This is a genomic window from Streptomyces montanisoli, from assembly GCF_017813245.1.
In the GTDB taxonomy this organism is placed as follows: Bacteria; Actinomycetota; Actinomycetes; order Streptomycetales; family Streptomycetaceae; genus Streptomyces; species Streptomyces montanisoli.
The window spans coordinates 1-16999 of the sequence record NZ_JAGIQL010000077.1 but is presented as its reverse complement, the minus strand read 5'-3'; the positions used below and the strand labels follow the sequence as shown (position 1 = coordinate 16999).

At 72.3% G+C, this 16999-nt stretch carries 13 protein-coding genes and 1 pseudogene; 4 read left to right on the top strand and 10 right to left on the bottom strand.

The window, feature by feature from the left end:
- The first annotated feature begins 9 nt into the window (after positions 1-9).
- Positions 10-1875, top strand: a complete 1866-nt coding sequence (locus tag JFN87_RS19000; RefSeq protein ID WP_209341543.1) for a lectin — start codon at positions 10-12, stop codon at positions 1873-1875.
- 76 nt (positions 1876-1951) lie between these two features.
- Here the strand turns inward: JFN87_RS19000 and cimA are convergent, their stop codons facing one another.
- From cimA to ureA, 5 genes are all read right to left on the bottom strand, one after another.
- Positions 1952-3562, bottom strand: coding sequence for a citramalate synthase (cimA, locus tag JFN87_RS18995; protein ID WP_209341541.1), 1611 nt, complete (start codon positions 3560-3562; stop codon positions 1952-1954).
- A gap of 201 nt (positions 3563-3763) precedes the next feature.
- Complete coding sequence (locus tag JFN87_RS18990) at positions 3764-4375, bottom strand: TetR/AcrR family transcriptional regulator (RefSeq protein WP_209341539.1); 612 nt, start codon at positions 4373-4375, stop codon at positions 3764-3766.
- 29 nt (positions 4376-4404) lie between these two features.
- A complete protein-coding gene (locus JFN87_RS18985) occupies positions 4405-5415 on the bottom strand; it encodes an agmatine deiminase family protein (protein WP_209341537.1) in 1011 nt (336 codons plus the stop codon).
- A 71-nt stretch (positions 5416-5486) separates the two neighbouring features.
- Positions 5487-7184, bottom strand: a complete 1698-nt coding sequence (locus JFN87_RS18980; protein ID WP_209341535.1) for an urease subunit alpha — start codon at positions 7182-7184, stop codon at positions 5487-5489.
- A complete protein-coding gene (gene ureA / locus JFN87_RS18975; RefSeq protein WP_209341533.1) occupies positions 7184-7927 on the bottom strand; it encodes an urease subunit gamma in 744 nt (247 codons plus the stop codon). Before ureA ends, JFN87_RS18980 begins: the two co-directional genes overlap by 1 nt.
- Positions 7928-8091: 164 nt before the next feature.
- On the opposite strand from ureA, the gene JFN87_RS18970 reads away from it, so the two are divergent.
- Positions 8092-9501, top strand: coding sequence for a cytosine permease (locus JFN87_RS18970; RefSeq protein WP_209341530.1), 1410 nt, complete (start codon positions 8092-8094; stop codon positions 9499-9501).
- Between the two features lie 34 nt (positions 9502-9535).
- Here the strand turns inward: JFN87_RS18970 and JFN87_RS18965 are convergent, their stop codons facing one another.
- The 3 genes from JFN87_RS18965 to JFN87_RS34160 all read right to left on the bottom strand — a co-directional run bounded on the left by JFN87_RS18965 (position 9536) and on the right by JFN87_RS34160 (position 12115).
- Positions 9536-10615, bottom strand: a complete 1080-nt coding sequence (locus JFN87_RS18965; protein ID WP_209341526.1) for a branched-chain amino acid aminotransferase — start codon at positions 10613-10615, stop codon at positions 9536-9538.
- A gap of 247 nt (positions 10616-10862) precedes the next feature.
- Positions 10863-11903 (bottom strand): 3-isopropylmalate dehydrogenase, encoded by a 1041-nt coding sequence (locus tag JFN87_RS18960; protein WP_209341523.1) that lies wholly within the window; start codon positions 11901-11903, stop codon positions 10863-10865.
- 77 nt (positions 11904-11980) lie between these two features.
- Complete coding sequence (locus tag JFN87_RS34160; protein ID WP_282961633.1) at positions 11981-12115, bottom strand: hypothetical protein; 135 nt, start codon at positions 12113-12115, stop codon at positions 11981-11983.
- A gap of 334 nt (positions 12116-12449) precedes the next feature.
- Between JFN87_RS34160 and JFN87_RS18955 the strand changes: the two genes are divergently transcribed.
- Positions 12450-13355, top strand: a complete 906-nt coding sequence (locus JFN87_RS18955; RefSeq protein WP_209341521.1) for a DUF1206 domain-containing protein — start codon at positions 12450-12452, stop codon at positions 13353-13355.
- A 93-nt stretch (positions 13356-13448) separates the two neighbouring features.
- Here the strand turns inward: JFN87_RS18955 and pruA are convergent, their stop codons facing one another.
- Complete coding sequence (gene pruA / locus JFN87_RS18950; RefSeq protein ID WP_209341519.1) at positions 13449-15080, bottom strand: L-glutamate gamma-semialdehyde dehydrogenase; 1632 nt, start codon at positions 15078-15080, stop codon at positions 13449-13451.
- Positions 15081-15136: 56 nt separating this feature from the next.
- The gene (locus JFN87_RS18945; protein ID WP_209341517.1) at positions 15137-16063 is read right to left on the bottom strand and encodes a proline dehydrogenase family protein; all 927 of its coding nucleotides are present in this window, start codon (positions 16061-16063) and stop codon (positions 15137-15139) included.
- 149 nt (positions 16064-16212) lie between these two features.
- Between JFN87_RS18945 and JFN87_RS18940 the strand changes: the two are divergent.
- Positions 16213-16999, top strand: a pseudogene (locus JFN87_RS18940) (PucR family transcriptional regulator); the annotation flags it as partial.

The window sequence follows — 16999 nt, the reverse complement described above, 5'->3', positions numbered from 1 at the left end:
AGCCCCACCATGCAGAGAACCTCTGGCACCGGCCGCAGGCTGGCGAGACTCGTGCTCGCCGGCGCGCTGGCCACCGCGGGCCTCACCGGCATCGCGGCCGGTTCGGCCCAGGCCGCGAACGAGCAGGTCAACATCACCCTCACCACGACGGACGACTCCGGCGGGCGCCATGTCACCCGCGGACTCCAGCAGCAGGCCCCCGTCACCTTCCAGTCGGGCACGGGAGGCAGCGGTACCGGCATCACGGTCGACGAGAACACCAGGTACCAGAAGTTCACCGGCGCGGGCGCCTCGTTCACCGACACCGCCGCCTGGCTGCTGAACAGCAGTGGCGCGCTGTCTCAGGCCACCCGCACGGACGTGATGAACAAGCTGTTCTCCCCCACGAGCGGCATCGGCATCAGCTTCCTGCGCAACCCGATGGGCGCCTCCGACCTCGCCCGCAACAGCTACACCTACGACGACGGCGCAGCCGACCCCAGCCTGTCGCGCTTCTCGCTCGCGCACGACCAGGCCGACGTGATCCCGCTGACGAAGCAGGCCAAGCAGCTCGATCCCGACCTGACGGTGATGGCCTCGCCGTGGACCGCGCCGCCGTGGATGAAGGACAACGGCAGCTACGTGCAGGGCTGGCTCCAGTCGCAGTACTACGCCGCGTACGCCCAGTACTTCGTCAAGTACATCCAGGGCTACCAGGCGGCCGGCATCCCCATCGACTACGTGTCGGAGCAGAACGAGCCGACGGTCGGCGGCGACTACCCGGGCATGAACTGGAACGGCTCGGGACTCGCGTACTTCGCCAAGAACGACCTGCTGCCCGCGCTGCAAGGCGCCGGGCTGCGGACGAAGGTCCTGGCCCTCGACTGGAACCCGGACTCGTACCAGTCGTACGCCGCCCCCAGCGTCGACGACCCGGCGATCCGGAACCACCCGAACTTCGGCGGCATCGCGTACCACGGCTACACCGGCCACATCGACGTGCAGACGACGGTGCACGACCAGTACCCGGACGTGCCCGCGTTCGACACGGAGCACTCGGGCGGCACCTGGATCGGCGACCAGCAGAGCGAGGACATGAACAACCTCGTCGACTACTTCCGCAACTGGGGGCAGTCCTGGGTGAAGTGGTCGCTCGCCGTGGACCAGAGCATGGGACCGCACAACGGCGGCTGCGGCACCTGCACCGGCCTCGTCACCGTGCACGACGACGGCAGCGGGAAGGTCGACTACACCGTCGAGTACTACACGATGGGACAGGTCACGAAGTTCGTGAGGCCGGGCGCCACGCGCATCGCCTCGACCGCGTCGAGCACCCTGCCCAACGTGGCGTTCCAGAACCCGGACGGCTCCAAGGCCCTCGTCGCGTACAACGGCTCGGGCTCGGCGCAGCAGGTCCGCGTCAACTGGGGCGGGGAGAGCTTCGGCTACTCCGTGCCGGCGAAGACGTCGGCGACGTTCACCTGGTCGGGCACCCAGGCCGGCGGGCCCACGGCGCGGACGGGCTCCTTCCACGGCCTTGACGGCAAGTGCCTCGACGTGACCGGCGCGAACACCGCCAACGGCACCGCCGTCGACCTCTACAGCTGCAACGGCACGGACGCGCAGCGGTGGACGGTCGGCTCCGACGGCACCGTCAAGGCGCTCGGCAAGTGCCTCGACGTGAGCGGCGGCTCGACGGCCGACGGGGCCAAGGTGCAGCTGTACGACTGCAACGGCACGGGCGCGCAGCAGTGGCGGGCCGAGGCCTCGGGCGACATCGTCAACACGGCGGCGAACAAGTGCCTCGACGTCAAGGACAGGTCCTCGGCGGACGGCACCCCGACCCAGCTGTGGTCGTGCACCGGGGCGTCCAACCAGAAGTGGACGCTTCAGTGACGGCCTGATCCGCGATCGTTCTCCCGGTAACGGCCCCGGCTCTTCGTGGCCGGGGCCGTTACCGGCTCGCGGGCCTTCACCCGTCCGCCGGCTCGACCCCCGCCCGCAGCAGCCCGTACGTGTACGCGTCCGCCAGCGCGTACCAGGACGCGGCGATCACGTTCTCGCCGACGCCGACCGTCGACCACTCGGCGCCCCCGTCCGACGTGGTGATCAGCACCCGGGTGGTGGACTCGGTGCCGTGCCTGCCCTCCAGGATGCGGACCTTGTAGTCCGTCAGCTGGAAGGACGTCAGCTGCGGGTAGATGCGCTCGAGCCCCGCGCGCAGCGCCAGGTCGAGCGCGTTGACCGGGCCGTTGCCCTCGCCGGTGGCGACGATCCGCTCCCCCTTCGCCCACAGCTTCACGGTGGCCTCGTTGGCGTGGCTGCCGTCCGGGCGGTCCTCGACGATGGCCCGCCAGGACTCCGTGCGGAAGTAGCTCGGCGCGCTGCCCTCGACCTCGGCGCGCAGCATCAGCTCGAACGAGGCGTCGGCCGCCTCGTAGCTGTAGCCCTGCAGCTCGCGCTCCTTGACCCGGGCGACGACGCGGCCCACCAGGTCGCGGTCCGCGCTCAGGTCGAAGCCGAGCTCCTTGCCCTTGAGCTCGACGGACGCGCGGCCCGCCATGTCGGAGACGAGCATCCGCATGGTGTTGCCGACGACCGCGGGGTCGATGTGCTGATACAGGTCGGGGTCGACCTTGATCGCCGATGCGTGCAGGCCGCCCTTGTGCGCGAAGGCGGAGACGCCGACGTACGGCTGGTGCGTGGACGGCGCGAGGTTGACGACCTCCGCGACGGCGTGCGAGATGCGCGTCATCTCCGCGAGGGCGCCGGCCGGCAGGACGCGCCGGTCGTACTTGAGCTCGAGGGCGGCGACCACGGGGAAGAGGTTGCAGTTCCCGACGCGCTCGCCGTACCCGTTGGCCGTGCACTGCACGTGCGTCGCGCCCCCGTCGACCGCCGCGAGCGTGTTGGCGACGGCGCACCCCGAGTCGTCCTGCGCGTGGATGCCGAGCCGCGCCCCGGTCTCCCGCCTGACCGCCGAGACCACGTCGAGGACCTGGGCGGGCAGCATCCCGCCGTTGGTGTCGCACAGCACGACGACATCGGCGCCGGCGCCCGCGGCCGTGCGCACCACCGTCAGCGCGTACTGAGGGTTGGCGCGGTAGCCGTCGAAGAAGTGCTCGCAGTCCACGAACACACGGCGCCCCTGCTCCCGCAGGTAGGAGACAGTGTCCCTGATCATCTCCAGGTTCTCCTCCAGCGTCGTGCGCAGCGCCAGCTCGACATGGCGGTCGTGCGACTTCGCCACGACCGTCACCACCGGAGCGCCCGACTCCACCAGCCCCTTGACCTGCGGGTCCTGCGCGGCCTTCGCGCCGGCCCGCCGCGTCGAGCCGAACGCGACGAGCTGTGCGTGCCGGAAGTCGATCTCCTGGCTCGCGCGGGCGAAGAACTCGGTGTCGCGCGGGTTGGCCCCCGGCCAGCCACCCTCGATGAAGCCCACGCCGAACTCGTCCAGGTACCGGGCGATCGACAGCTTGTCGGCCACCGTCAGGTTGATGCCCTCGCGCTGCGCGCCGTCCCGCAGCGTCGTGTCGAAGACGTGGAAGGCGTCGTCGGGCTCGGTCGGGTTCGTGGTCACGTTCTCGCTCCTGTCGGGTGGAAAACAAAAAGACCCCTCGCGGATGCGAGAGGTCTGCGCGCGGGTCGTGGCACGGGTGGCGCCGCGTACGCCAGGGGTACGGGACGGTCACCGTGGACCGGCGCGCCTGCTGCCGATAATCGTGGCGAACGAGGGCACGGGGCGATTCTGGCACGGCTTCCCGCAGGGGGAAACGGCGTCTCACGATGCGGGCGCGATGAGCGTCTGCGTGAGGAATTCCCGCACGTGGGCGAGGGCCTGCTCGCGTCCCGTACCGGGCAGTCCGACCACGACGTGGACGCTGAAGCCGTCCAGCATCGCCCGCAGCCGGGTCGCGTACCGGTCGGGGTCGAGGGCACGGAACTCGCCGCGGGAGATGCCCTCGGCGAGCAGCGCCACCAGGTCGCGGTGCCAGGCGCCCTCGATCGCGGACCGCCGTTCCCTGGCGTCCTGCGGCGCGTGCTGCGAGCTGTTCCACACTTCGAGCCACAGCGTCCAGTGCGGGTCGCGGTGGCCGTCCGGCAGGTAGAGGCGCACGAACCCCTCCAGCCTGCCGGCGGCGCTGCCCCGGCCGGACAGCAGGGCACCGCGCTCCGTGCCGAGCCGCCCCTCGCTCCACTCCAGGGTCCGCAGCAGCAGCTCGTCCTTGGTGCGGAAGTAGTAGAGGAGGTGGCCGCTGCTCATGCCGACGTCGCGGCCGAGTCCGGCCATGGTGAGACCGGCAAGGCCGCGCTCGGCGATGGTGTCCATGGCGGCGGCGAGCACGTCCTCCCGGGGCGGCGCGGTGTTGCGGCGGCGGGGCGAGACGGTCATGCGTACGTTGTACCTGACGGGGGTGGCGCTCAGGGCAGCGGCTGCTGCTGCGTGATGCAGTGGATGCCGCCTCCCGCGGCGAACACGGTGCGGGCGCCGACCTGGACGACCTCACGGCCGGGGAAGAGCCGGCGGAAGAGTGCGGCCGCCTCGGCGTCGCGCGGATCGCCGAAGGAGCACAGCACGACGCCGCCGTTGCACAGGTAGTGGTTGATGTACGAGTGGTCGACGTACGCACCCTCCACCGTGAGCGCCGCCGGCGCGGGCACCTCGACGACCTGGAGCCGTCTGCCCCTGGCGTCGGTGGCCGCGCGCAGCAGCGCCACATTGCGCGCGCACGGCTCGTGGTCGGGGTGCGCGGGGTCGGGCTGGGTGTGCGCGAGGACGACTCCGGGCGCGGCGAAGGCGGCGACGAGGTCGACGTGCCCGCGCGTGCCGAAGCGCCCGTAGTCGGCGGTGAGGCCGCGGGGCAGCCAGATCGCCTTGCTGGTGCCGAGCCGCGCGTGGATCTCCGCTTCCACCCGCTCCCTCGTCCAGCCGGGGTTGCGTTCGGGCCCCAGCTGCACGGTCTCCGTGAGCAGCACGGTGCCCTCGCCGTCGACGTGCAGGCCCCCGCCCTCGTTGACGAGGGGGGAGGCGTGGACGGCCGTGCCCGCGAGGTCCGCGACGCTCGCGGCGATCTTCGCGTCGTGCTGCCATGCGGCCCATTCCTGGCCGCCCCAGCCGTTGAACGTCCAGTCGACGGCTGCGAGCCGCTGCCCGTCGGTGACGAACGTCGGGCCGGTGTCCCGCATCCAGGCGTCGTCGAGTTCGCGTTCGACGAGGTCGATGCCGGGCCCGAGCAGCGCGCGCGCCGCGTCACTCCTGCCGGGGCCGACGACCATGGTGACGGGTTCGAACCGGGCTACGGCGCGGGCCACTTCGGCCCATGCCGCCTCGGCACGCGCGAGTTCGGACGGGTCGGCGAAGGTGGCGTTGCGGCCGGGCCAGGCCATCCAGGTGCGCTCGTGCGGGGCCCACTCGGGCGGCATGCGGAACATGGCTGTCCTCACTGAAGGGCGCCGCGCGCGGGGCGCGGGCCGGACGGATGCGGGCGTCGCGGGGACGCGCGTCACAGGAAGTAGAGGCGGTTGAGCGGCACGGACTCGGCCGCGGGCGAGCGCAGCGGCGCGCCGTCCAGCGTGACGAGGCCGGTGTCCGTGTCGACGTCGACCCGTCCGGTGCGGGTGTTGTGCACGAGGTCGGCCGGGCCGATGCCGCGGGTGCCGCGGACCGCGACGCGACGGCGGCGCGTCGGCATCCGGTCGGCGCCGAGCCCGGCCGCGGCGGAGGCGACGAACGCCACGGACAGGTCGGCGGCGGTGGCGCCGTGGGCGCCGAACTGCGGTCCGAGGACGAGCGGCTCGCAGTCGTCGGTGGCGGCGTTCGGGTCTCCGGTGACGCCGTAGGCGGGGAAGCCCGACTTGAGGACGAGCTGCGGTTTGGCGCCGAAGTAGGCAGGCCGCCACAGCACGATGTCGGCGAGCTTGCCGACCTCGATGGAGCCGACCTCGTGGGCGAGGCCGTGGGCGATCGCCGGGTTGACGGTGAGCTTGGCGATGTAGCGCAGGACACGGGCGTTGTCGTCGCCGCCCTCGCCGTCGTCGCCGTCCTCGCGGCCGGCCGGGCCGCGTTCGGCCTTCATCTTGGCCGCCATGGCGAACGTCCGCCGCACGGTCTCCCCCGCGCGGCCCATGCCCTGGGCGTCGGACGAGGTGATGCCGATGGCGCCGAGGTCGTGCAGCACATCCTCGGCGCCCATGGTGCCCGCCCTGATCCGGTCGCGCGCGAGGGCCGCGTCCCCCGGCAGGTCGGGCTTGAGGTCGTGGACCGACACGATCATCCCGTAGTGCTCGGCGACGGCGTCCCGGCCGAAGGGCAGGGTCGGGTTGGTGGACGAGCCGATGACGTTCGGCACGCCGGCCATGCGCAGCACGTTCGGCACGTGGCCGCCGCCGCAGCCCTCGATGTGGAAGGCGTGGATCGTCCGCCCCTCCAGGACGCGCAGGGTGTCCTCCACCGTCAGGCACTCGTTCAGCCCGTCGCTGTGCAGGGCCACCTGTACGTCGTGCTCCTCGGCGACCCTGAGCGCGGTGTCGAGGGCGCGCGTGTGCGCGCCCATGTCCTCGTGCACCTTGAAGCCGGACGCGCCGCCCTCGGCGAGCGCCTCCACGAGAGGAGCCGGATCGGAGGACGAGCCGCGTGCCAGGAAGCCGATGTTGACGGGCCAGGCGTCGAAGGCGCCGAAGGCGTGGCGCAGCGCCCAGGGCGAGTTCACGCCGACGCCCCATACCGGTCCGAACTCCTGGCCGATGATCGTGGTGACGCCGGAGGCGAGCGACGCCTCCATGACGCGCGGGGACAGCAGGTGCACATGGGTGTCCACGGCACCGGCCGTGGCGATGAGTCCCTCGCCCGGCACGATCGTGGTGCCGGTGCCGACCACCACGTCCACGCCGTCCAGGGTGTCCGGGTTGCCCGCGCGGCCGATCGCCGCGATCCTGCCCTGCCTGATGCCGATGGAGGCCTTCCTGATGCCGGCCACCGCGTCGATCAGCAGGACGTTGCTGACGACGACGTCGCACGTGTCGCGGACGGCGGCCGCCTTGAGGTGCATACCGTCGCGGGCGGTCTTGCCGAATCCGGCGATGAACTCGTCACCGGGCCGCTGCGCGTCCGACTCCACGCGCACGGTGAGCCCGCTGTCGCCGAGCCGCACCCGGTCGCCCGCGCGCGGTCCGTGCACCGCGGCGTACTCGTATACGTCCATCAGGCCTCGCCCTTCCCGCGGGTCTCGTCCCGCACCGCCGCCGTGGCACCCTCGGCGCCCAGGTATCCGCAGGCCTCCGCGCGGCGCAGCGCGTCCTCCTTGGCCCCCGGTGCGTCCAGCGCGCCGTCCACCAGTCCCGCGAAGCCGACGGCGACGCGGTCTCCCCCGATCGGCACGAGCGGGACCTCAGCGCTCGCGCCCGGCGCGAACCGCACGGACGACCCGGCGGGCACCCCGAGCCGCATGCCGTAGGCGGCGCCGCGATCGAAGCTCAGGCGCGGGTTGGCCTCGAAGAAGTGGAAGTGGGAGGTGACGCTGATCGGCACGGCCGCGGTGTTGCGCACCGTCAGGGTGAGCGCCGGCTGGAGCGGTGGACGCGGCGGGCCGGGCAGCAGGGCCCCCGGCGCGCGGTCTCCCGCCGCGTCACCGTCCGGCTGCCCGCCGCCGATCGGCCGGGGGACGACGGCGAGCCGTGACCCGTCGTCGAAGACGGCCTCCACGTGCACCTCGGTGACCACGTCGGCGACGCCGGGCAGCACGTCATCGTGGCCCAGCACGGCGCGTCCCGCGGCGATCGCGTCCGCGAGCCTGCGGCCGTCCCTGGCGGCCTCGCAGACCGTGTCGGCGATCAGCGCGGTGGCCTCCGGCACGTTGAGCCGAAGTCCCCGCGCCCTGCGGGCCCGTGCCAGCTCGGCCGCGGTGAACAGCAGAAGCCGGTCCCGTTCGGTCGGAGTGAGTCGCATCAGTGCGCACCACCTTTCGAGCGACACTCTAATCATAGAAATCCATGTAGATCCAGGGTGCAGACCATTGACGAGCGCGCCGCACTACGCCAAATTGAGCAGCACTCAAAACGTTGTGCACACCAGTGCCAGATCGCACGCGCCAGTGCCAGGGGAGAGCGCCCATGCCGACGGAACAACGCGGAGTCGACACGATCCCGGACGCGGAACGCACCAGCGGCCCGCGCGACCTGCTCAGCATCCTGCTCGGGTCGAACCTCTGCCTGGGGGTGATCGTCTTCGGCTGGCTGCCGGTCTCCTACGGCCTCGGGATGGCCGCCGCGATCTCTTCCGTGGTCATCGGGACGGTCGCCGGGGTCGCGGTGACCGCGCCTCTGGCGCTGGTGTCCCTGCGCACGGGGACCAACCTGTCGACGTCCAGCGGGGCGGCCTTCGGCGTGCGCGGGCGGCTGGTCGGCTCCGTCGTCGGCCTGCTGCTGTCACTCGGCTACTCCGCGCTGACGCTGTGGATCGGCGGCGATGTGGTGGTCTCCACCCTGGCCAGGCTGCTCCACCTGCCGACCGGCGGCGCCGTGCACACGGTGGTGTACGCGGTGCTCGCCGGGCTCACGGTCATCGGCGCGGTGTACGGGTACCAACTGCTGCTGAAACTGAGCAAGGCGCTCGCCGTGCTGATGACGGCGCTGCTCGTGGTGGGTCTCGCCGCCTACGCGCCGCATGTGACGACGTCCGCGCCGGCACACACGCCGTACCTGCTCGGCACCTTCTGGCCCACCTGGCTGCTGTCCGCGGTGACGGCGGGGCTCAGCGGCCCCGTCGCCTTCATCACGCTGCTCGGCGACTACACGCGCTACGTCTCGCCCCGGCGCCACTCGAAGCGCTCGGTGTACTGGGCCACCTGCCTCGGCCTGTTCGCGGGGCTGCTCGTGCCGCAGCTGTTCGGCACCTACACCGCGTACGCGGCGCACGCGGCGCTCGACTACGCCGGGCCGCTGGTGGCCGCGTCCCCCCGCTGGTACCTGGTGCCGCTGCTGGTGGTGGCCCTCGTGGGTTCGGTCGGCAACTCGGGCCTGATGCTCTACTCGATGGGGCTGGATCTGGACGCCATCCTGCCGCGCGCCACACGGGTCAAGGCCACTTTGGTGGTGGCGGTGGTGGCGGTGGGGTTCGTCTTCGCCGGCCATTTCGCGTGGGACGCGCAGTCCGCGATGACCACGTTCGTCCTGCTGCTCACGGCGGTGGGCATGCCGTGGGCGGTGATCACTCTCCTCGTGCACCGCCGCACGGGCGGCGCCTACGACCCGGACGCCCTCCAGGTCTTCAACCGGCGCAGCAGGGGCGGCGTCTACTGGTACCGCGCGGGCTGGCACCCGCGGGCGACGGTGTCCTGGGCGGTGGGCGCGGCGGTCGGCATGTGCGCGGTCTCGGCGCCGTACGAGGGCCCGCTGCTGCGCCTCACGGGCGGCATCGACTGCTCGTTCGTGCTGTCGGGACTGGTCGGCGGCGCCGTGTACCTGGTGCTGACCCGTGCGTCCGCCGTGCCTGCGGCGGCCCTGGCGGGCGACTCGGCCTGAATCGGCCGGCCGCCCGCCTCGCGGCTTCGCGGCGTCAGGCGACGGGGTGCAGCCAGCCGTGGACGTCCTTGGCGGCGCCCGTCTGGATGTCGAGCAGCGCCTTGCGCAGCCGCATCGTCACCTCGCCGGTCGCCGGGACGGTCCAGTCGCCGCCCTTGGAGCGGATCCGGCCGACGGGGGTGATCACGGCGGCCGTCCCGCAGCCGAAGACCTCGGTCAGCGACCCGTCGGCGGCCGCGCGGCGCCAGTCCTCGACGGAGATGCGCTCCTCGGCCACCTCGTAGCCGAGGTCGGAGGCGATCGTCAGGAGGGAGTCGCGGACGATCCCGGCGAGCAGCGATCCGGAGAAGGCGGGTGTGACGATCCTGTCGCCGTAGACGAAGAACAGGTTGTTGGTGCCCATCTCCTCGACCCACTTGCGCTCGATGCCGTCGAGCCAGACGACCTGGTCGCAGCCGCGCTCCGTGGCCTCGGCCTGCGCGAGGAGGGAGGACGCGTAGTTGCCGCCTGCCTTGGCCTCGCCGGTGCCGCCGGGGGCCGCGCGGACGTACTCCTCGGAGATCCACACCGAGACGGGCTTCACGCCGCCCTTGAAGTAGGCGCCGGCGGGCGAGGCGATGACCATGAAGAGGAACTCATTGGCGGGGTGCACGCCCACGCCGACCTCGGTGGCGAACATGAACGGCCGCAGGTAGAGGCTCTCCTCGCCCGTCCCGGGGACCCAGTCGATGTCCTGCTTGACGAGCGCGTCGCAGGCCCCGATGAACAGCTCCTCGGGCAGCTCGGGCATGGCCATGCGGCGGGCGGAGCGCTGGAAGCGGCGGGCGTTGGCCTCGGGCCTGAACGTGGAGACGGAGCCGTCGGCGCTCCGGTAGGCCTTGAGGCCCTCGAAGATGGTCTGCGCGTAGTGCAGCGTCATGTTGGCCGGGTCGAGGGAGAGCGGCGCGTACGGCACGAGCTGGGCGTCGTGCCAGCCCCTGCCCTCCGTCCAGCGGATCGTCACCATGTGGTCGGTGAAGTACCGCCCGAAGCCCGGGTTGGCCAGGATGCGCTCGCGGTCCGCGGCGGGAACCAGGTTCGACGAGGGCTTGAGCTCGATCGTGGGCGTGGTCATGAGTGTTCGTCCTTCACCGGTTGTGTGTGGCGGGCCGCGTCACGCCCCTGGCTGCGTCTACTAGGACGTCCGAGTATCCCCGTCCCGTGGTCCGCGATCGCAGGTCAATTATCCCGCGTGCGGATGGCTGGTCGAGGGCCCGGGGTGCGTGAGTACGGCCACTGGCTGGTGGAGCGCCCGGTGGCGGCATGCGGCAGCCGCCGGGCTGCGTGACCCGGCGGCTGCGTCGTGAGAGGTGTCCGTCGGGTCAGGTCGCTACGCGTACCGCGAGCGCGTCGCCGATCTCGGCGGTCGTGCGTCCCGCCTCGCCGCGCTCCGCAAGGTCGGCGCAGACGGCGTCCTCGATCCTCGCGGCTTCCGCGTCGAGGCCGAGGTGGCGCAGGAGCAGGGCGACCGAGAGGACGGTTGCCGTGGGGTCGGCCTTGCCCTGGCCCGCGATGTCCGGCGCGGAGCCGTGGACCGGCTCGAACATGGACGGGAAGGCGCGGTCCGGGTTGATGTTCGCGGACGCGGCGAGGCCGATGCCACCGCTGATGGCGGCGGCGAGGTCGGTCAGGATGTCGCCGAAGAGGTTGTCGGTGACGATGACGTCGAAACGCTCGGGCTGGGTGACGAGGAAGATCGTCGCCGCGTCGACGTGCAGGTAGTCCGTGGTGACGTCGGGGTACTCCTGGCCCACGCGGTCGAAGATCTTCTTCCACATGTGGCCGGCGTAGACGAGGACGTTGTTCTTGTGGACCAGCGTCAGCTTCTTGCGCGGACGGGCCTGCGCACGCTCGTAGGCATCGCGGACGACGCGCTCCACGCCGTAGGCCGTGTTGAGGCTGACCTCGGTGGCGACCTCGGCGGGTGTGCCGGTGCGCAGCGAGCCGCCGTTGCCCGTGTACGGGCCCTCGGTGCCCTCGCGGACGACGACGAAGTCGATCGCGGGGGTCCCGGCGAGGGGGGTGGTGGTGTTCGGGAAGAGGCGCGAGGGGCGCAGGTTCACGTAGTGGTCGAACGCGAAGCGGAGCTTGAGCAGCAGCCCGCGCTCCAGCACGCCCGACGGCACGGACGGGTCGCCGATCGCGCCGAGCAGGATGGCGTCGTGGCCCTTGAGGGCTTCGAGCTCCTCGTCGGGAAGGGTCTCCCCCGTGCGGTGCCAGCGGCGCGCGCCGAGGTCGTACTCCTTCGTCTCCAGCTTCACGTCCTGCGGGAGAACGGCTTCGAGGACCTTGAGGCCCTGGGCCACGACTTCCGTGCCGATGCCGTCACCGGGGATCACTGCGAGATCGATGCTGCGAGACATGTCCGCACCCTACCTCGCGTCCCAGGGACTGACATCGGCCGTCCATCCTGTGGACAGCCGGGGGCTTTCGCGTCGGGTCAGTGCCCGGTGGAGCCGCCGTTGTCCCTGCGGTCGAGGGCGCGCTGGAGGGCTGCCGCCGCGTTCTTGCGGTCGGTCTCGCCCGTGCGGGGGGTGTGACGGACGCGGTTGCGACGGACGATCGTCTCTGCCATGGGGATCGACTCCTTCTGCCAGCTTGAGCCGCGCGCGGCGGGCCGCGGCGCGGCGCATCCGAGAGGTGCCGGAAGAGGGCGGGGGCACGGCCCGCAGGGATCACCTGCCGACAGGCCGGCCACGGCCGCCGATCGCTCGATGGAGCGGCGGTTCGGCGTCTTCCACGCTAAGGGAGGCCGCCCGCCGTGTCTGCATCATTACTCGGACTTCCTACTATCTGAGACGGACAGCACCCCGCCGGGTGAATTCCCCGGGCGGCCGGCTGACCCGGCGCGCCCCTGCGCACCGTTTCCCCGCGGCGGCCCGGGGCAGCCGGAGCGACGGAGGGTGGTCATGAACACACTGACGGCACGATTCGGCCGGCGCGCGGGCACCCGCGGACGCGGTCTGCCGAAAAAGCGGGGCGCCGTGCGGCGCGGCCGGCGCGGCGCGCGGCGGGCGGCGGACAGTTCGGCCGTGGAGGTGGCCGCCCGCTGGGGCTACGCCGCCAGCGGGCTGATCTACGTGCTCATCGGCCTGCTCGCGTTGCGCATCGCCTACGACGGCGGACACGGCGGCCGGCAGGCGGACCGCGGCGGCGCGCTCGCCGAGATCGCCGGCAAGCCGCTCGGCACCGCCCTGCTGTGGGCGGTGGGCGCCGGGCTCGCCGGCATGGCGCTGTGGCGGCTGACCGAGGCCGCCTTCGGCGCCTCCGTGCCCGATGGCAGGAAGATCAGGAAGCGACTGCTGTCGGCGGCGCGGTGCGTGTTCTACGGGTTCGCCGCGTACTCCGTCCTCGCGTTCGCCGCGGGCGACAAGAGCAGCGGCAGCGGCGCGAGCGACCACCGGTCCCACGACGTGACGGCCCGGGTGATGGGGTTTGCGGGCGGCCGGTGGATCGTGGCCGCCGCCGCCACGGCCGTCGTGGTGACGGGCGTGTGCATGGGCGTCCTGGCGGTGCGGCGCACCTTCCACGACCAGTTGAAGTGGGGCGGGATGTCGCGGGCCGCCCGCCGCTACGTCGACGTGACCGGGGTGGCGGGCGGCGTCGCACGCGCCCTGATGGTGGCAGCGGCCGGCGGATTCGCGCTGGAGGCGGCCGCCACGTACGACCCGGGCAAGGCGAAGGGCCTCGACGACACACTCCGCTCGTTCGCGAGCGCCCCCGCGGGCGGCTGGCTGCTGGGCGCCGTCGCGGTGGGTCTTGCCCTGTACGGCCTGTTCTGCTTCGGCATGGCGCGCTGGCGGCGGGTGTCGTGACGGCGTGACACACGCGCCCGCCCCCGCGCTCGGGGACGGGCGCGGGGGCGGGTGTGCGGGGCAGGCCTGCGGGGCGGGCGTGCGGGGCGGGCCTCAGCCCATGTGCGGGTAGCCGTACTCGGTCGGCGGGACCAGCGCCTCCTTGATGGCGCGGGTCTGCGTCCAGCGCATCAGGTTCTGCGGGGCGCCCGCCTTGTCGTTCGTGCCGGAGGCACGCGCGCCGCCGAACGGCTGCTGGCCGACGACCGCGCCCGTCGACTTGTCGTTGATGTAGAAGTTGCCGGCCGCGTACCGCAGCCTCTCCATGGCGGCGGCGGTCGCCGCGCGGTCCTTCGAGATGAAGGAGCCGGTGAGCGCGTACTCGGCGACGGACTCCATCTGGTCGAGCATGGCGTCGTAGTCGGCGTCGTCGTAGACGTGCACGGCGAGGATCGGGCCGAAGTACTCGGCCGTGAAGGCCTCGTTGGCCGGGTCGGTGCACTCGATGACCGTCGGGCGGACGAAGTAGCCCACCGAGTCGTCGTACGTGCCGCCCGCGACGATCGTGCACGCCGGGTCGGCGGCGGCGCGGTCGATGGCCGCCTTGTTCTTCGCGAAGGCGCGGTCGTCGATCACGGCGCCGATGAAGTTCGTGAAGTCGGTGACGTCGCCCATGGCGATGGAGTCGACCTCGGCCGCGAACTCCTCCTTGAACCCGTCGTTCCAGATCGACGCGGGCACGTAGGCGCGCGAGGTGGCCGAGCACTTCTGGCCCTGGTACTCGAAGGCGCCGCGGGTCAGCGCGGTCTTCAGCACGGCGCGGTCGGCGCTCGGGTGGGCGACGACGAAGTCCTTGCCGCCGGTCTCGCCGACGATGCGCGGGTAGGTGCGGTACTTCTCGATGTTCTCGCCGACGGTCTTCCACAGGTGGCGGAAGGTCCTCGTCGAGCCGGTGAAGTGGATCCCCGCCAGGTCGCGGTGGTGCAGCGCGACGTCGGAGACCGCGATGCCGTCGCCCGTCACCAGGTTGATGACGCCCTTCGGCAGGCCGGCCTCCTCGAGCAGCTCCATGAGCAGCACGGCGGCGAGCGTCTGCGTCGGCGACGGCTTCCACACGACGACGTTGCCCATCAGCGCGGGCGCGGTCGGCAGGTTGGCCGCGATCGCGGAGAAGTTGAAGGGGGTGATCGCGTAGACGAACCCTTCGAGCGGCCGGTGGTCGAGCCTGTTCCACACGCCCTTGGAGTTGGCGGGCGGCTGCTCGGCGAGCAGGTCGCGTGCATAGCTGACGTTGAAGCGCCAGAAGTCGATGAGCTCGCAGGGCGCGTCGATCTCGGCCTGCTGGGCGGTCTTGCCCTGGCCGAGCATGGTCGCGGCGGCGATCGTCTCGCGCCACGGCCCGGACAGCAGCTCGGCGGCGCGCAGGATGATCGCGGCGCGGTCGTCGAACGACATGGCGCGCCAGGCGGGCGCCGCGGCGAGCGCCGCGTCGACGGCGTCCTGCGCGTCCTCGCGGGTGGCGCCGGCGAACGTGCCGAGCACGGCCTTGTGCCGGTGCGGCTGCACGACGTCGACGCGGTCGCCGCCGCCCATCCGCTTCTCGCCGCCGATGGTCATCGGCAGGTCGCGGGGGTGGTCGGCGAGGGTCTTGAGCTCGGCCTCGAGCCGGGCGCGCTCGGGCGAGCCGGGCGCGTAACCGTGCACCGGCTCGTTGACCGGGGCGGGAACCTTGGTCACGGCGTCCATGGTGCCGTCACTCCTTTTCGGTCGTGGGGTGTCCGTGGTCGGGCGGTGTCGGCCGGTCAGCCTCGGCCGGCCAGCGAACGCAGGAAGAACGCGAGGTTGGCGGGGCGCTCGGCGAGGCGGCGCATGAAGTAGCCGTACCAGTCGGTGCCGTAGGCGACGTAGACGCGCATGCGGTGGCCCTCGGCGGCCAGCCGGTGCTGCTCGGCGGTGCGGATGCCGTACAGCATCTGGAACTCGTAGTCGGCGAGCTTGCGTCCCGCGCGCTGCGCCAGCTCCTGGCCGATGGCGATGAGCCGCGGGTCGTGGGAGCCGACCATCGGGTACCCGTCGCCCTCCATGAGGACGCGCAGGCAGCGCACGTACGCCTTGTCGACCTCGGCCTTGTCCTGGTACGCGACGGAGGCGGGCTCCTTGTACGCGCCCTTCACCAGCCGGACGCGGCTGCCCGCGGCGGCGAGCCTGCGGCAGTCCTCCTCGGTGCGGAACAGGTACGACTGGACGACGGCGCCGGTGCGTGGGAAGCGCTCGCGCAGCGCGGAGTGGATGGCGAGCGTCGAGTCGACGGTGGTGTGGTCCTCGGCGTCGAGGGTGACGGTGGTACCGATGGCGTTCGCGGCCTCGACGATCGCCGTGACGTTCTTCAGCGCGATGTCGTGGCCGCCGTCGAGCGCCTGGCCCATGCAGGACAGCTTCACCGACATCTCGGCGCGCTCGCCGAGCTGCAGCGGCCCGAGCACCTCGATCAGCCTGAGGTACGCGTCGCGCGAGCGGGTGGCCTCGGCGGGGTCGGTGACGTCCTCGCCCAGCACGTCGAGGGTGACCTCGAGGCCCTGGGAGGCCATCGTCTCGATGGCGGGCGCCGTCGCCTCCACCGACTCCCCGGCGATGAAGCGCCGGACGACCGGCTTGGTCAGCGGCGCCGCGGAGATCGTGCGGCGCAGGGCGTCGCTGCGCGACGCGGCGAGGATCACGGGACCCAGCACGGGCACCTCCATGAGAGATCGAGCGGGCCGTGGGACTCTGCGGCCACTTCGCACGTTAGGGAGGACGGCGGCCCGCTGCCATCGACAGCTGTCACGCATCACCGCGCACGATCTCAGACATATGTCTGAAGCGGTGCGAGAATGGCCGGGTGAAGGGCGATTACCAGGAGCTGGTCGACGAGATCTCCGCGCTGGTCGGCGTGCCGGCGACGCTGGAGAACCGCGACTTCCGGCTGATCGCCTTCGGGGCCCACGACAGCGACGACGACCTGGTCATGGACCCGGTCAGGACGCGGTCGATCCTCACCCGCAAGTCGTCGCCCGGGGTGCGCGCCTGGTTCGAGGGGTTCGGCATCACGCGCGCGACGGGCCCCGTGCGCATCCCGGCCTCGCCCGAAGCGGGCGTCTTCCGCGGCAGGATCTGCCTGCCGGTACGCCATCGGGGGATGGTGCTCGGCTACGTGTGGCTGCTCGACGACTCGGCGACGGGCCCGGGGGCGTCCCGGCTCGCGGCCGCCATGGACGTGACGCGCAGGATCGGCGACCTGCTCGCCGAGGACGTGAAGGCGGACGCGGATCTCGCCCGCGAACTGCGCGCCGTGCTCACGGCTGAGCACGGCTGGGAGCGCGACATGGCGCTCGCCGCGCTGCGCACCGCGCTCGGGCCGAGCGGCGACGGGCTGCACACGCTGGTGTGCGTGGCGCCCTGGCCGGGCGAGGAGCCGCCGCACCGCGCGGTGCCGGGGACGGCCGCGCTGTGCACGCTGCCCTTCCCCGCTCCTGTGCCGGCAGCGCCCCCCGCTGCTGCTTCCGCCGTCCCGCGTGCGCGGCCGGCCGACGGGACGTCCGCGCTGGCCCTGCTCGTGCGGCTGCGCTCGGCGGACGGGCTGTCCGCGGTGACCGCGGCCGCCGGCGGGCTGTGCGAGTCGGCGGGCC

Bases quoted from the DNA above. Each gene is read 5' to 3' on its own strand.
- JFN87_RS19000 (WP_209341543.1), top strand. From the start codon at position 10: ATGCAGAGAACCTCTGGCACCGGCCGCAGGCTGGCGAGACTCGTGCTC.
- JFN87_RS18990 (WP_209341539.1), bottom strand. From the start codon at position 4,375: ATGACCGTCTCGCCCCGCCGCCGCAACACCGCGCCGCCCCGGGAGGAC.
- JFN87_RS18985 (WP_209341537.1), bottom strand. From the start codon at position 5,415: ATGTTCCGCATGCCGCCCGAGTGGGCCCCGCACGAGCGCACCTGGATG.
- JFN87_RS18980 (WP_209341535.1), bottom strand. From the start codon at position 7,184: ATGGACGTATACGAGTACGCCGCGGTGCACGGACCGCGCGCGGGCGAC.
- ureA (WP_209341533.1), bottom strand. From the start codon at position 7,927: ATGCGACTCACTCCGACCGAACGGGACCGGCTTCTGCTGTTCACCGCG.
- JFN87_RS18970 (WP_209341530.1), top strand. From the start codon at position 8,092: ATGCCGACGGAACAACGCGGAGTCGACACGATCCCGGACGCGGAACGC.
- JFN87_RS18965 (WP_209341526.1), bottom strand. From the start codon at position 10,615: ATGACCACGCCCACGATCGAGCTCAAGCCCTCGTCGAACCTGGTTCCC.
- JFN87_RS18960 (WP_209341523.1), bottom strand. From the start codon at position 11,903: ATGTCTCGCAGCATCGATCTCGCAGTGATCCCCGGTGACGGCATCGGC.
- JFN87_RS34160 (WP_282961633.1), bottom strand. From the start codon at position 12,115: ATGGCAGAGACGATCGTCCGTCGCAACCGCGTCCGTCACACCCCCCGC.
- JFN87_RS18955 (WP_209341521.1), top strand. From the start codon at position 12,450: ATGAACACACTGACGGCACGATTCGGCCGGCGCGCGGGCACCCGCGGA.
- pruA (WP_209341519.1), bottom strand. From the start codon at position 15,080: ATGGACGCCGTGACCAAGGTTCCCGCCCCGGTCAACGAGCCGGTGCAC.